Source organism: Providencia hangzhouensis (assembly GCF_029193595.2).
Taxonomy (GTDB): Bacteria; Pseudomonadota; Gammaproteobacteria; order Enterobacterales; family Enterobacteriaceae; genus Providencia; species Providencia hangzhouensis.
Map to the genome: position 1 here is coordinate 826,155 of NZ_CP135052.1, position 14,432 is coordinate 840,586.

15 protein-coding genes are annotated in these 14,432 nt (G+C 40.2%); 5 read left to right on the forward strand and 10 right to left on the reverse strand.

Annotated elements, in window-relative coordinates; translation table 11 throughout:
- The first annotated feature begins 17 nt into the window (after nt 1–17).
- The 3 genes from caiC (at nt 18) to caiE (ending at nt 3,067) form a co-directional block, all read left to right on the forward strand.
- Nucleotides 18–1,577 (forward strand): crotonobetaine/carnitine-CoA ligase, encoded by a 1,560-nt coding sequence (gene caiC / locus PZ638_RS03520; protein WP_272674232.1) that lies wholly within the window; start codon nt 18–20, stop codon nt 1,575–1,577.
- Nucleotides 1,578–1,665: 88 nt separating this feature from the next.
- On the forward strand, nt 1,666–2,451 hold the full coding sequence (gene caiD / locus PZ638_RS03525; protein ID WP_094961958.1) for a crotonobetainyl-CoA hydratase: 786 nt from the start codon (nt 1,666–1,668) through the stop codon (nt 2,449–2,451).
- A gap of 22 nt (nt 2,452–2,473) precedes the next feature.
- Nucleotides 2,474–3,067 (forward strand): carnitine operon protein CaiE, encoded by a 594-nt coding sequence (gene caiE / locus PZ638_RS03530; RefSeq protein WP_275612222.1) that lies wholly within the window; start codon nt 2,474–2,476, stop codon nt 3,065–3,067.
- Nucleotides 3,068–3,145: 78 nt separating this feature from the next.
- Here the strand turns inward: caiE and caiF are convergent, their stop codons facing one another.
- The 4 genes from caiF to xseB form a co-directional block, all read right to left on the reverse strand.
- Nucleotides 3,146–3,538 (reverse strand): carnitine metabolism transcriptional regulator CaiF, encoded by a 393-nt coding sequence (gene caiF / locus PZ638_RS03535; RefSeq protein WP_094961959.1) that lies wholly within the window; start codon nt 3,536–3,538, stop codon nt 3,146–3,148.
- 593 nt (nt 3,539–4,131) lie between these two features.
- Complete coding sequence (gene dxs / locus PZ638_RS03540) at nt 4,132–5,997, reverse strand: 1-deoxy-D-xylulose-5-phosphate synthase (protein ID WP_094961962.1); 1,866 nt, start codon at nt 5,995–5,997, stop codon at nt 4,132–4,134.
- A gap of 252 nt (nt 5,998–6,249) precedes the next feature.
- A complete protein-coding gene (ispA, locus tag PZ638_RS03545) occupies nt 6,250–7,167 on the reverse strand; it encodes a (2E,6E)-farnesyl diphosphate synthase (protein ID WP_164454996.1) in 918 nt (305 codons plus the stop codon).
- Nucleotides 7,168–7,170: 3 nt separating this feature from the next.
- Nucleotides 7,171–7,422, reverse strand: coding sequence for an exodeoxyribonuclease VII small subunit (gene xseB / locus PZ638_RS03550; protein ID WP_004914571.1), 252 nt, complete (start codon nt 7,420–7,422; stop codon nt 7,171–7,173).
- A 220-nt stretch (nt 7,423–7,642) separates the two neighbouring features.
- On the opposite strand from xseB, the gene thiI reads away from it, so the two are divergent.
- The gene (gene thiI / locus PZ638_RS03555; RefSeq protein WP_180312369.1) at nt 7,643–9,094 is read left to right on the forward strand and encodes a tRNA uracil 4-sulfurtransferase ThiI; all 1,452 of its coding nucleotides are present in this window, start codon (nt 7,643–7,645) and stop codon (nt 9,092–9,094) included.
- A 70-nt stretch (nt 9,095–9,164) separates the two neighbouring features.
- On the opposite strand, the gene PZ638_RS03560 is transcribed toward thiI, so the two are convergent.
- The 5 genes from PZ638_RS03560 to panE all read right to left on the reverse strand — a co-directional run bounded on the left by PZ638_RS03560 (nt 9,165) and on the right by panE (nt 12,089).
- Nucleotides 9,165–9,308, reverse strand: a complete 144-nt coding sequence (locus tag PZ638_RS03560; protein WP_004905468.1) for a Hok/Gef family protein — start codon at nt 9,306–9,308, stop codon at nt 9,165–9,167.
- A 384-nt stretch (nt 9,309–9,692) separates the two neighbouring features.
- Nucleotides 9,693–9,914, reverse strand: coding sequence for a Hok/Gef family protein (locus tag PZ638_RS21255; protein WP_413242982.1), 222 nt, complete (start codon nt 9,912–9,914; stop codon nt 9,693–9,695).
- 308 nt (nt 9,915–10,222) lie between these two features.
- Nucleotides 10,223–10,366 carry a Hok/Gef family protein gene (locus PZ638_RS03570; protein WP_004905468.1) on the reverse strand — a complete coding sequence of 48 codons (144 nt, stop codon included), beginning with the start codon at nt 10,364–10,366 and terminating at the stop codon, nt 10,223–10,225.
- A gap of 255 nt (nt 10,367–10,621) precedes the next feature.
- Nucleotides 10,622–11,215: a protein deglycase YajL gene (gene yajL / locus PZ638_RS03575; protein ID WP_272674228.1), complete on the reverse strand. Its 594-nt coding sequence runs from the start codon at nt 11,213–11,215 to the stop codon at nt 10,622–10,624.
- Complete coding sequence (gene panE, locus PZ638_RS03580; protein WP_112307842.1) at nt 11,175–12,089, reverse strand: 2-dehydropantoate 2-reductase; 915 nt, start codon at nt 12,087–12,089, stop codon at nt 11,175–11,177. The genes yajL and panE overlap by 41 nt, the downstream gene beginning before the upstream one ends.
- Before the next feature lie 187 nt (nt 12,090–12,276).
- On the opposite strand from panE, the gene PZ638_RS03585 reads away from it, so the two are divergent.
- Nucleotides 12,277–12,768 (forward strand): YajQ family cyclic di-GMP-binding protein, encoded by a 492-nt coding sequence (locus tag PZ638_RS03585; protein ID WP_004905465.1) that lies wholly within the window; start codon nt 12,277–12,279, stop codon nt 12,766–12,768.
- 205 nt (nt 12,769–12,973) lie between these two features.
- Here PZ638_RS03585 and PZ638_RS03590 read toward each other — a convergent pair whose 3' ends face one another.
- The gene (locus tag PZ638_RS03590) at nt 12,974–14,335 is read right to left on the reverse strand and encodes an MFS transporter (RefSeq protein WP_112307843.1); all 1,362 of its coding nucleotides are present in this window, start codon (nt 14,333–14,335) and stop codon (nt 12,974–12,976) included.
- Nucleotides 14,336–14,432 lie beyond the last annotated feature (97 nt).

Genomic DNA, 14,432 nt, shown 5'->3' on the forward strand with positions numbered 1-14,432 from the left:
ATGATGGGTAACAATTAATGGATGTAATCGGTAAACAAAATTTGCGTCAAATGTGGGATGACTTAGCAGTCACCCACGGTAACAGTCAGGCGCTTATCTTTGAATCCTGCGATGGAAAGGTTAGCAAGTTCAGCTATTTAGAAATGAACCAGCAAATTAATCGCACCGCCAATCTCTTTTTAGCTTATGGCATTCAAAAAGGCGATAAAGTGGCTTTACATTTAGATAATTGCCCTGAATTTTTCTTTTGCTGGTTTGGCTTGGCTAAAATTGGGGCGATTATGGTCCCAATTAATGCGCGTTATAAATACAGTGAAAGTGCCTGGATCATGCAGAACTGCCAACCCAAAATGGTGGTAACTTGCTCCTCTTTCTTAGATATTTATCAACAAGTATTCGCTGATGAAGCGACCAGCTTAGAACATATTTTTTTGATTACAGAAACGCAAATTGAACCCGTAGAGCATATTTCTGACTTTTGGCTTGAGCAGTCACAACAACATACGCAGTTGACTCAGGTGGTTGAATTGCATGTCGAGGATACGGCCGAAATTTTATTTACTTCTGGTACCACCTCGAAACCTAAAGGGGTGATTATTACTCACTATAACCTCCGCTTTGCGGGTTATTACTCTTCTTGGCAAAACAGCTTGCGCTCCGATGATATTTATTTAACGGTCATGCCTGCTTTTCATATTGATTGCCAATGTACGGCTTCTATGGCTGCATTTTCTGCCGGTGCTACGTTTGTTTTATTAGAGAAATACAGCGCACGCCGTTTTTGGCAACAAGTGGTGAAATACAAAGCGACTGTCGTCGAACTTATCCCAATGATGATCCGCACATTATTAAGCCAGCCGCTGGCGGATAACGAAAAAGATCATTGTTTACGAGAAGCCATGTTTTACCTCAATTTAAGTGAAGAAGAACGCGACCAGTTTATGGCCCGTTTTGGGGTGAAGCGGTTTTTAACTTCGTATGGAATGACGGAGACGATAGTTGGTTTGATTGGTGATAGGCCTGGCGATATGCGTCGTTGGCCATCCATTGGCCGCCCTGGTTTTTGTTATCAAGCTCAAATTCGGGATAGAAATAACCAACCTGTCGGAACAGGGGTTATTGGTGAGCTTTGTGTAAAAGGTGAACGTGGTAAAACCCTCTTTAAAGAGTATTACAACAGCCCTGAAGCGACAGCAAAAACCTTTGACGAAGCGGGATGGATGCATACGGGTGACTTTGCTTACCAAGACAAAGACGGCTTTTTCTATTTTGTCGATAGAAGCAGCAATATGATCAAACGCGGTGGAGAAAATGTCTCTTGCAGTGAAATCGAAAATATTATCGCCTCACACCCTGCCATTGTGGATGTGGCGGTGATCGGTGTTGCGGATGATATCCGAGATGAAGCGATTAAAGCCTTTATTGTGCTTGAAGAGGGTGAAACCTTAATTCAGGAAGAATTTTTTGCTTTTTGTGAAAAACAAATGGCGAAATTTAAGGTGCCAACGTGTGTTGAGGTACGTAAAGATTTACCGCGTAACTGTTCTGGAAAAGTATTGAAAAAATATCTGCAATAATCGACAAACTTGATTAATTTTGCATACATTTTCGGGCTGCACATGCGCAACCTGAAGCGTCACTGCACGACGAAGAAAGGATTATATTATGAGCGAATCATTAAAAATCACTCGAAATGGCGCTATTTTAGAAATCATACTCGATAGACCTAAAGCAAATGCAATAGATGCAAAAACTAGTTTCAAAATGGGAGAAGTTTTCCTTAATTTTCGCGATGACCCTTCGCTGCGTGTCGCCATTATTACCGGGGCAGGAGAGCGATTTTTCTCTGCGGGTTGGGATTTAAAATCTGCGGCGGAAGGTGAAGCACCTGATGCTGATTTTGGTCCAGGAGGCTTTGCCGGTTTGACTGAAATTTTTAATTTAAACAAACCTGTTATTGCTGCGGTGAATGGATATGCGTTTGGCGGTGGTTTTGAACTGGCTTTAGCGGCAGATATGATTATTTGTTCTGAAAATGCCAGTTTCGCATTACCTGAAGCCCAACTCGGGATTGTTCCGGATAGCGGTGGTGTTTTACGTTTACCTAAAATTTTACCTGCGCCAATCGTGAATGAAATGGTGATGACCGGCAGACGAATGGATGCGCAGGAAGCATTACGTTGGGGAATTGCTAACGATGTGGTTCCTATTGAGAGCCTGATGGATAAAGCCCGTGAACTTGCAGAACAAATCACCCAAAGTGCGCCACTTGCTGTCGCTGCACTGAAAGAAATTTTCCGCGCTACAGGTGAACTTACAGTTGAAGAGGGGTATAAACTTATGCGTAGCGGCGTGCTGAAAAACTACCCTGCGGTTTTACACTCAGAAGATGCAACAGAAGGCCCGCTGGCGTTTTCCGAAAAACGTTCACCGAGTTGGAAAGGGCGCTAGTACGCTAGCAGTGAGGTGAATCTTGAGTTTTTACGCTTTTGAAGGGGTGATCCCAGTTGTTCATCCCACCGCATATGTACATCCATCAGCGGTAGTGATTGGTGATGTGATTATCGGTGAAGGAGTGTTTGTCGGGCCTAACGCCTCTTTGCGAGGGGACTATGGTCGTTTGATCATAGAAAAAGGTGCGAGTATTCAGGACTGTTGCATTATGCATGGCTATAGTGATGTTGAAACGATTGTCCATGAGTGCGGACACATAGGTCACGGTGCTATTTTGCACGGATGTATTATTGGTCGTGATGCTTTAGTCGGTATGAATAGTGTGATCATGGACGGTGCTGTCATTGGCGAGCAAAGCATTGTTGCTGCGATGAGTTTTGTTAAAGCTGGGTTTCAAGGAGAATACCGTCAGATGTTAGTCGGAAGTCCAGCCCGTTTTTTACGCTTAGTGACTGATGAAGAACTGCATTGGAAGCAGTTAAATACTAAGGAATATCAAGACTTAGCGTGCCGGTATCAGCAACACTTACAGGAAACCCAGCCACTAATAGAGCTTGAAGCTAATCGACCCCAATTATTTGGTACAACGGATGTAAAACCTAAGGGGCAATGATTCACAAAAAGGCCGTAAAATAAAAAACGCAGATAGTGAAGTCTGCGTTTTTTATTGATGTGAAGCTAAGAAATAGGTTTAACGACGTTGTGCTTTTGATAGCATCCATTGCCATTTTTGCTCTCGATTTAATTCACTTGGTGGCATAGAGGCTGCTTTTATAGGAGAATCGATAGTGACTTTTTCAGCTTGATGATTTCTTAAACGTGCATAAAGCTGGTTATCAATTTTCTTAACTTTAATAAGCCGCTGGCATTGGCAGCCTCGTCCCGATAATTTATTTGGGATCATTTTTACTTCACACTGAATTTCAGCAACATCAGATAAAATATAAGAAACAATATTGACTGCATTAGGATGCGGGATATCAAAGTTGTTAGATATCTCTCTAGCTGTAGTCCAGCGGCCTTGTTTCATTACCCAGTTTGCAATAGATAAATACAAGGGTTCATTAATATATTGTCCACACATAAGCGCTCCCAAATCTATTTATTAAAATCGACTAAATAAAAATAAACCATATGAAAATTGTAGTTGGAATAGCGTTTATTTGTTTCCTGGTTTGTTAATTAAGAAAACAAAATAATTATTTATTAATTTCTGGTTAAAATTGTTAAAATAATATATTCGTTATAAAAATAAATTATCATTTCTTACATATAAAAAATAATATTTCATAATGATATGTGACGAATATAATTCAGAGACTAAATTACGCTGTCATACAGTGACAAAGTTCATATTAATAGATTTTAAAATAATTTGCATGCCTTTATTGTGAAAATTTACATTCAAGATAAAAGCTTTGTTTGTATTCTTATTTCAGGTAAATAGCTGAATATCGTTGTAGATAAACTGATTATATTTGGTTTTATATTTTATTTTAATGATCTTGAAATATAATAAAAATGTGACATAGGTGATTTTTTTAAATGAACATTAGTGAGTCAGTAATAATAGGGAACTAAACACTTTTTTAGCGTATTAAGAAAAGGAATAAGAGTGATTGGCTTTGTGATTGAATAGGGCATTGTATTGTTAATGCAATGCCCTGAAGATAAAAACTATTTGGCTAAGTAGTTATTAATAGAATTAACAATACCTGTGGAATCTAAGCCCAGTTCAGCAATAAGTTCCTCTTGGGTACCCTGAGAAATAAAATAGTCAGGTAAACCAAGGTTTAAGGTTGGAATGATTTTTTTCTCATGCATTAGGAACTCATTCACACCGCTACCAGCACCACCCATGATGGCATTTTCTTCGAGAGTGACAAGTACATCATGGGTATTGGCCATTTCGAGGACCAGAGCTTCGTCTAAAGGCTTCACAAAACGCATATCTACAACAGTTGCATTGAGTTGTTCAGCAGCAACTAATGCGTGGCTTAATAATGTGCCAAAACATAAGATAGCGACTTTTTCACCTTGGCGACGAATAATACCTTTACCAATAGGCAGTGGTGATAACGGCTGTAATTCAGCGCCTGTTCCTGTACCTCGAGGGTAACGAACCGCACATGGGCCATCTTGGTAATGGTAGCCAGTATGCAGCATTTGGCGGCACTCATTTTCATCACTTGGAGCCATAATAACCATGGTTGGTATACAGCGCAGGAATGAAATATCAAAAGAACCTTGGTGAGTTTGTCCATCAGCCCCAACAATGCCTGCCCGGTCAATTGCAAACATGACAGGTACCTTTTGGATAGCCACATCATGAATGACTTGATCATAACCGCGTTGCAAGAAAGTGGAATAGATAGCAACAATAGGCTTATAGCCACCAATGGCGAGGCCTGCCGCAAAGGTGACAGCATGTTGCTCCGCGATCGCGACATCGAAGTATTGCTCTGGGAATTCTTTAGAAAACCGAACCATACCAGACCCTTCACGCATCGCAGGGGTGATAGCCATCAGCTTGCTATCGTCTTTGGCCTCTTCACACAGCCAATCCCCAAAGATTTTAGAGAATGTTGGCCCCGTCTCTTTGCTTTTAGGTAAAGTGAAGGTACTTGGGTCAAATTTAGGAACAGCATGCCAGCTAATAGGGTCTTTTTCTGCTGGCTCATAACCCCGGCCTTTCTTGGTCATGATATGTAAAAATTGCGGGCCTTTTAAATCACGCATATTTTTTAACGTTTGAACTAAGGCAACAACATCATGGCCATCAACAGGGCCAATATAGTTAAAACCTAATTCTTCAAACATGGTCCCCGGTACGACCATGCCTTTAATGTGTTCTTCTGTCTTTTTCAGCAGCTCTTTAATAGGTGGCATGTTAGAAAAAACTTTTTTTCCACCTTCACGCAATGTTGTGTAGAGCTTTCCAGAAAGCAAGTGAGCTAAGTGGTTGTTTAGTGCGCCAACATTTTCTGAAATAGACATTTCGTTATCATTTAAGATAACCAACATGTCAGGTGCAGCATCCCCAGCATGGTTCATCGCCTCAAATGCCATTCCTGCGGTAATGGCGCCATCACCAATCACACAAACCGTTTTACGGTTTTGTTTTTCTTTTTCTGCGGCAATGGCCATGCCTAAACCGGCACTAATGGATGTTGAGGAATGGCCAACGCTTAAAATGTCATATTCACTTTCTTCACGCCATGGAAAGGGATGTAAACCATTTTTTTGACGAATGGTATCAATACGGTCACGGCGCCCCGTTAATATTTTATGTGGGTAGGCTTGGTGGCCGACATCCCACACAAGGTTATCAAACGGCGTTTTATAGACATAATGTAGTGCGACGGTGAGCTCAACAGCGCCAAGACCAGAAGCAAAGTGACCGCTAGAGCGACCTACGCTACTCAGTAAAAATTGTCTGAGTTCATCACAAAGCTTGGGCAAACTCTCTTTAGGCAACAGACGAAGCTCATCTGGTGTCTCTGCCAAGGCTAGCGTTGGATATTTAGCGATATCAATACTCATTAGTTGCTCACTTATAATTAATAAAAAACCCAACTTACTTAGCCATAACAAAATGACTATTTTCAGTATTTAGCTGCATAAAGCCTCTATGTGCTGTTGGGTTGCCTTCGTTTATCGTCTGCCTATAACTCTCGAGTGATTAAGAAGTCATCCATCTATTTTGTTGTGTTATAGGAATGATTCGAAGATACATTAGGGTAATAAATTGCCGTAATTATCGATCTTCTTGTAGCCAAAAGGCAAAGCATATTGTCAGTTTTTACGTTCAATAATGAAATTAGCTAAAGCGCTTAACATTTCTATATTATATCCATGGGACTGGAGTGTCTCTAAAGCATCTATTGCATCATGATATAGCTCACGTGCTTTTTTCTGCGCCGCTTCAAGCCCTAATAGCGATGGATAGGTACTTTTTTCATGTTCGGCATCAGTTCCTTGGCGTTTACCCGTGACTTCACTATCACCGATAACATCTAGGATATCGTCCTGTACTTGAAAGGCAAGACCGATGGATTGTGCATATTTATCTAAAACAGGTAACAATTGTTGACCTTTTTCACCTGCCGCAAAAGCACCAAGACGGATTGCAGCACGAATCAATGCCCCTGTTTTATGTTGATGAATGCGCTCGAGAGATTCAAGGTCAACTTGCTTCCCTTCTGCATCTAAATCAAGTGCTTGTCCGCCACACATACCTGCTAAGCCACTTGCGTATGATAACTCTGCAATCATCGCTATGCGGTCTTTGTCTGTTACATCTGGCATTGGTGCAGATGACAGCAATTGGAAAGCCAATGTTTGCAATGCATCTCCAGCAAGCACCGCATTGCCTTCACCGTATTTAATATGGCAAGTCGGTTGGCCACGACGTAAATCATCATCATCCATTGCAGGTAAATCATCATGGATTAATGAATAAGCATGAATACATTCGACTGCAGCAGCAGGGGCATCAAGGTTTTCTTGGCTAACACCAAACATTGAGCCGATGGCATAAGTTAAAAATGGACGTAAGCGTTTTCCACCTAATAATGTGCCATAGCGCATAGCTTGCGCTAGAGGGAGGTTTGCAAACGGCAGCGCATTTAAGGCATCTAATAGGTATTGATTGACTCTGTCGTAAGCTTGCTTTTGTTGCTGCGTAAAGCTATCTAAATGTTGTTCAGACATAATTTATTCTGTATCAGGTGAAAAATCGGCTAGAGGTTTATTTTCGTCATCGCTTAGCAAAATTTGTACACGTTGCTCTGCTTGCTGTAATACTTTTTGACCTTGTTTAGCAATTTGAACACCACGTTCAAACTCATTAAGGGCATCTTCTAAGGGAAGTTCACCGGATTCTAGGCGAGCGACGATCTGTTCTAGCTCTTGAAGTGAGTTTTCAAAACTAACAGTCGGAACTTGCTGAGTTTTTTCTTTAGCCATAGTCTTTAGCCACTAATGTGAAATCAGTTAATTCGAGGGATTTTAAATATTCAGCAGACTAACGCAGTCTTGCTACGGTTACAATTTATTATTGGGGTTTTTAGATTCAACCCGCAAGATAGTGTTATAATACGCCTCTTTATTGACAATTGGTAACGTGTCATGTGTCTCTGTTAAGGCACATTCGTTTGCCCCCAACCACCATGAACATGCAGCTATTATGAAGTTTATCATTAAGTTATTCCCAGAAATTACCATTAAAAGCCAAACTGTTAGGCTACGTTTCATTAAAATTTTGACCAGTAATATCCGTAACGTGCTTAAACCACTTGGCGAAGAGATTTCGGTTGTCCGTAATTGGGATAACATTGAAGTGCGTGTGAAGGGGGAAACAAAACACGATGAAATTTGTGACATGCTAGGGCGTATCCCAGGTATTCACCATATTCTCGAAGTGGAAGAAAAACCGTTTACTAGTCTGCATCATATTTACGAAATGACACACGAAGCCTATGGCGAGTCATTAGAAAATAAAACATTCTGTGTGCGGGTGAAACGTCGTGGTAAACATGAGTTTTCATCCATCGATGCTGAACGCTATATCGGTGGTGGGTTAAACCAGCACATTGCATCTGCAAAAGTTAAGCTTAAAGACCCTGACACCACGATTCACTTAGAAATCGAAGATGATAAACTTATCTTAGTTAAAGCACGTATTGAAGGCATTGGTGGTTTCCCTATAGGGACCCAAGAGGATGTGTTGTCACTCATTTCCGGTGGTTTTGATTCAGGTGTCTCGAGCTATATGTTGATGCGCCGTGGCTGTCGTGTTCACTATTGCTTCTTTAATTTAGGCGGAGCTGCACATGAAATTGGTGTGAAGCAAATCGCACATTATTTGTGGAACCGTTTTGGTAGCTCCCATAAAGTCCGTTTTATTGCTGTAAATTTTGAGCCAGTTGTGGCTGAAATTTTAGAAAAAGTGGATGATGGCCAAATGGGCGTTGTGCTCAAACGTATGATGGTAAGAGCGGCATCTAAAGTTGCTGAGCGTTATGGCGTGCAGGCGATTGTCACAGGTGAAGCGTTAGGGCAGGTATCAAGCCAGACTTTAACAAACTTGCGTTTAATTGATAATGCTTCTGATACTCTCGTATTAAGGCCGCTAATTTCCCATGATAAAGAACATATTATTAAGTTAGCTCGCCAAATTGGTACTGAAGATTTCGCAAAAACCATGCCTGAATATTGTGGTGTAATCTCAAAAAGCCCAACAGTTAAAGCGGTGAAAGCGCGGATTGAAGCGGAAGAGGCCAATTTTGATTTTGGTATTTTAGAGTCTGTTGTTGAGCAAGCTCAAAATATAGATATTCGACAAATTGCACAAGAAAGTCTTGAAAAAGTTCCTGAAATTGAAATGGTGAGTGAGCTTTCAATTGAAAATGAAGTGATTTTAGATATTCGTTCAATTGATGAATTCGAAGACAAACCACTGAATGTAGATGGAATGGAAATTAAGCACATTCCATTCTATAAGTTGAGTACGCAATTTGGTGACTTACCAAAAGATAAAACCTATTTATTATATTGTGACCGTGGGGTAATGAGCCGCTTGCAAGCGCTATACCTAAAAGAACAAGGTTATGAAAATATAAAGGTTTATCGCCCATAACTTAAAACAGGGTGCTTGTATCACCAACTCACGATCAGAGAGAAATGTGGGGGAAATTTCCCCCACAAGACTAGTTATCGCAGGATAACGTAGCTTGAACCAGCGTGTTTCCGCTGCTGATACTGAAAGAGCACAGTCTTTCTTGCATCAATAACGAAAAACACAATACCGTCAGACACACGGTAACTAGCCCCAGAAGGGCAATTTTGGCCATTCCTCTTGACTCCTTTTCTAAAAGGAGACAGAATCCAATTGTGTGAGTTGGAGACTGCCTCGGATTAAGATTAACATCTAAATTCGGGGCTTTCGTCTTTTTGGCTCTCACATATGCTTGAACCAAATGATCCAAGCACCCGCGGCAATCATAGCAAAAAATCACTCTAAACAAATGTTTTTATCGTTCATTATTGAAAATAAAATATTTAAATTCAGTTGGTTATAATGGTTTCGATATCATTGATATTAATATGATTACTGATGCAACTGAAATAGAAATGACAAAGTGAGCTGAATAAAAATAAGTAGAGAATAAAAACGGGGTGCTTGTATCATCAACTCACAATCAGAGAGAAATGTGGGGGAAATTTCCCCCACAAGACTAGTTATCGCAGGATAACGTAGCTTGAACCAGCGTGTTTCCGCTGCTGATACTGAAAGAGCACAGTCTTTCTTGCATCAATAACGAAAAACACAATACCGTCAGACACACGGTAACTAGCCCCAGAAGGGCAATTTTGGCCATTCCTCTTGACTCCTTTTCTAAAAGGAGACAGAATCCAATTGTTGAGAGTTGGAGACTGCCTCGGATTAAGATTAACATCTAAATTCGGGGCTTTCGTCTTTTTGGCTCTCACAAATGCTTGAACCAAAATGATCCAAGCACCCGCGGTAATCATAGCAAAAAATCACTCTAAACAAATGTTTTTATCGTTCATTATTGAAAGTAAAGTATTTAAATTCAGTTGGTTATAATGTTTTTGATATCATTGATATTAATATAATTACTGATGCAACCGAAATAGAAATGATAAAGTGAGCTGAATAAAAATAAGTAGAGAATAAAAACAGGGTGCTTGTATCATCAACTCACAATCAGAGAGAAATGTGGGGGAAATTTCCCCCACAAGACTAGTTATCGCAGGATAACGTAGCTTGAACCAGCGTGTTTCCGCTGCTGATACTGAAAGAGCACAGTCTTTCTTGCATCAATAACGAAAAACACAATACCGTCAGACACACGGTAACTAGCCCCAGAAGGGCAATTTTGGCCATTCCTCTTGACTCCTTTTCTAAAAGGAGACAGAATCAAATTGTTGTGTGTTTGAGACTGCCTCGGATTAAGATTAACATCTAAATTCGGGGCTTTCGTCTTTTTGGCTCTCACAAATGCTTGAACCAAAATGATCCAAGCACCCGCGGCAATCATAGCAAAAAAGCACTCTAAACACAGATTTTTTACTATTTAATTTTTATTATTCAATAAGTTAAGTTGTATTTCTAATTCCTTTTTTATAATGAGTTTTATATTTAATCTTCTAAATAATCGTTAATACCATTAGGTAAAACGAGTTGAGCGGCAACTTGGGCCGCAGTCTTTCGGCCTACCAATAATTCAATTAACTTTAATGCAAAGTCAAAAGAAGTGGCGGGCCCTTGGCTAGTTAATAGATTGACACGTTCATCAAAGTAAACTCGGCGATCGACCCATTTATGAGCTGGGATTTTATCTTTCATTGATGGAAAACAGGTCATATTACCTAGTGGAAACAATTGGTGATATTCAAGTACAAGCGCTGGTGCTGCACAAATAGCTGCTACGATTTTACCATCAAGATGCATACGGCGAACTTTTTCAACCACCAGTGGGCTATCGCGGAATGTTTCTGCTCCCGCCATACCACCAGGCAGCACAATGGCATCAAAAGGTTCATCAGCGACTTTAATCAATGGGGTATCAGCAATAATTTTTAGGCCTCGTGAAGCGGTAATGGTTAAAGAACCGTCTTCCGTCACACTCGCTAAAGACACATTAATGCCTGCTCTAACTAATAAATCAGCAGTAATGGTAAATTCAATTTCTTCACTCCCATGAGCGATGCAAACTAGAGCGGAAGTCGTCATATTGTTGTTCTCTATTTTTGACTAAATGGTAAAGGCGATCGTTTTCAGGTGTACTAATTCCATGGGCCCGTGCTTGTTTGATTAAAAAGCCGGTTATGTAGTCAATTTCAGTGCGGCGATTATTTCGCATATCTTGTAACATAGAGGAATAGTTACCAGCGGTATTATTGATAATGCCGTAAATATACTCAGTCAGTTCTGCTTTATCCGTATGCAGCCCTTCTGCCGCCATAACATGACATATTTCATCAATGATCTGAGATATCTGTATGGAATGTTGGATTAATTCACCATTTTTACAGGTATGTTCGACGGTAAGGGGGTTAATGACACAGTTCACAATCAATTTACGCCAGCAAGTGGTTAAAATATTATTATGCCAAGCCACATCAGGTAAGGCTTCATGCAAGATATCTGCTATTGGGTAGTAAGCTTGTGCTTGGGAATTGATAGCGCCGATATGTGTGATGCCATTTGCGACATGAAATACTTGGTTATTTTCTTGCCAAGCTGCATGGGTTGTGACGCCCGCTAAGATAGGATGACGTAAAGGCGCCAGCTCTTCAATCGTCCCCATACCATTATGCAGTAATAGAATAGGCGTATTTTCTGGGATAGTATTAATCAAAGGTAATAAAGCGTCAGAAACTTGCCATGCTTTTAAACAAACAATGATCAACTCACTGGTTTGCAAGTGGTTAATATTATTACAGGGAATCAGCTCTCGGAAACTACGCCCATCAGGTTCATTAACATCGACGAATAAATCAGACTGTGCAACACGTAGCCAACCTTGTATGTCATGCCCTTGTATTGCAAGTGAAGCAAGCCACAGTTTACCTATCGCACCACAACCAATTAGAGTTATTTTCATTGTTTCCCCTTTGAAAATGGGACTTTAACGTCTTATAAGGTAAGGCGGAAGTGATCTCTTATCATTATAACCTTTTACGATACGAAGTTGTAGTTAACGAAGTATCACAGACCCTGATAACTTGAAGTGATGTGAATAAAAACGTTATCATGCGCACAGTCTAAAAATTATCAGTGAGGTTCTAGCTATGCCATCATTTGACATTGTATCTGAAGTGGAAATGAATGAAGTACGTAATGCGGTGGAAAATGCGCAGCGTGAGTTAACCAGCCGTTGGGATTTTAAAAATGTCGAAGCTAGTTTTGAGCTAAATGACAAAAATGAATCAGTTAAAATCACTAGTGAGTCTGATTTCCAAGTACTCCAGTTAGTTGATATCTTAAGAGAAAAAATGGCAAAACGCGGTATTGATGGTGCTGTATTGAATGTGCCAGAAGATATTGTTCATAGTGGAAAAACCTATAGCGTTGAGGTTACGTTCAAGCAAGGTATTGATGCTGCAACTGCTAAAAAAATCGTTAAATTAATTAAAGACAGTAAACTGAAAGTCCAAGCACAAGTTCAAGGTGACCAAGTACGTGTGACGGGCAAAGCCCGTGATGATTTACAATCGGTTATGGCATTAGTACGTGGCGGGAACTTAGGCCAACCTTTTCAATTTAATAACTTCCGCGATTAGTTATTTTTCAAGCATTCATTTAAAGCCCGCGATAGCGGGCTCAGACTGCTGACAAACATATTATGTTTGGCGGCAAGTCTAATAGGTTTTGAAAATAAACTAGGAAAATCAATTTATTGATTTTCGGCTGATAACACAAAGCGGGAAAAACCACGCTTTTATCCTGCTTTGTCAACAACCTCAGCCCGCGATAGCGGGCTAATTTTTACTGATTTATTAATGCTTCAAGTTGCTCTCGATTGATGATTTTTCTATCAACTTTAACATAAGCACTAAATTCCTCGTCAACGACAAGCGCTTCCATCACCCCTTCTTGAGCTTGTAATTTTTTCTCAAGAGCTCTTGTATCTCCAATATGGTTGGGTAATTCAATACGAATACTGCTGACATAAGGAGGCTGCTGCATTGTCAGGCTAATGATAAACCAGATAATGGTCAAAATTAAACCACCAATAAAAACGGTACTAGCTCCTTCAAAACTGTATAACCACCCACCAACAATACCCCCGATGGCAACGCCTAAAAACTGGCTAGTGGAGTAAACGCCCATGGCAGTTCCTTTATAGCCCGCAGGCGCCTCTTTGCTTATGAGTGACGGTAAAATGGCTTCCATGATATTGAAAGCGATAAAAAACAGTTGAATACCTAAGAAAATCACCCATAAGTGACTACCAGAAAACCATAAGGTAATTTCGGCCAATGCTAAAACGGCAATACAGAATAAGAAGACTTGTTTCATTTTGCGGTATTTTTCCGCATAAATAATGAACGGAAGTACGGTGACAAAAGCAATTAACATCGTGACTAAATAGGCTTTCCAATGGTCTTTCGCTAAAAAGCCAGAGTCAGTCATGATAAGAGGCAGAGCAACAAAACTGGACATCAGTAGGGTGTGTAAGCTGAGGATCCCTATATTTAATTTGAGTAATTGAGGGTGCATTAAAACCGTTTTTAAATTACCTTGCACAAATGCAGACTCACGATTTAAGACATGAGTATTAGTATTAGGAACAACAAAAACAGTCACTGCAATAGCACCAACTGCAAGTAGCGCTATCCCCCAAAATAAGCCACTTAAACCAACCCAATTAGCGATAATTGGGCCAAGTACGAGGGCGATAGCAAAAGTTAAACCGAAACTAATACCTAAAAATGCCATGGCTTTAGTGCGATTTTGCTCTCGAGTTAGGTCAGAAAGTAATGCCATGACGGCAGCAGAAATTGCTCCGGCGCCTTGTAAAGCCCGACCAATAATAATTCCCCAAATAGAATCGCTTAGTGCTGCAACGATACTTCCGATAATAAAAATAACTAACCCAATAATAATTAAAGGTTTCCTACCAATCTTATCTGACATTAAACCAAAAGGGATTTGAAAAACGGCTTGGCTAAGGCCATAGATACCAATAGCGACACCCACTAAGAACTCGCTAGCACCTTGTAAATGCATCCCATAGCTGGTCAAAATAGGTAATACCATAAACATTCCAAGCATTCGCAAGGAGAAAACGGAGCCTAATCCCCAAGTGGATCTAAGCTCTGTGGATGTCATTTTGTTATCATTCATTTTTATTCTTCATATTTCGTGCTGTAGCGGTGTTGACTTCTCTCAGCTAGTTAGGTCACACATTAATAAATACAACAAGTTGAATAAATACGTATAT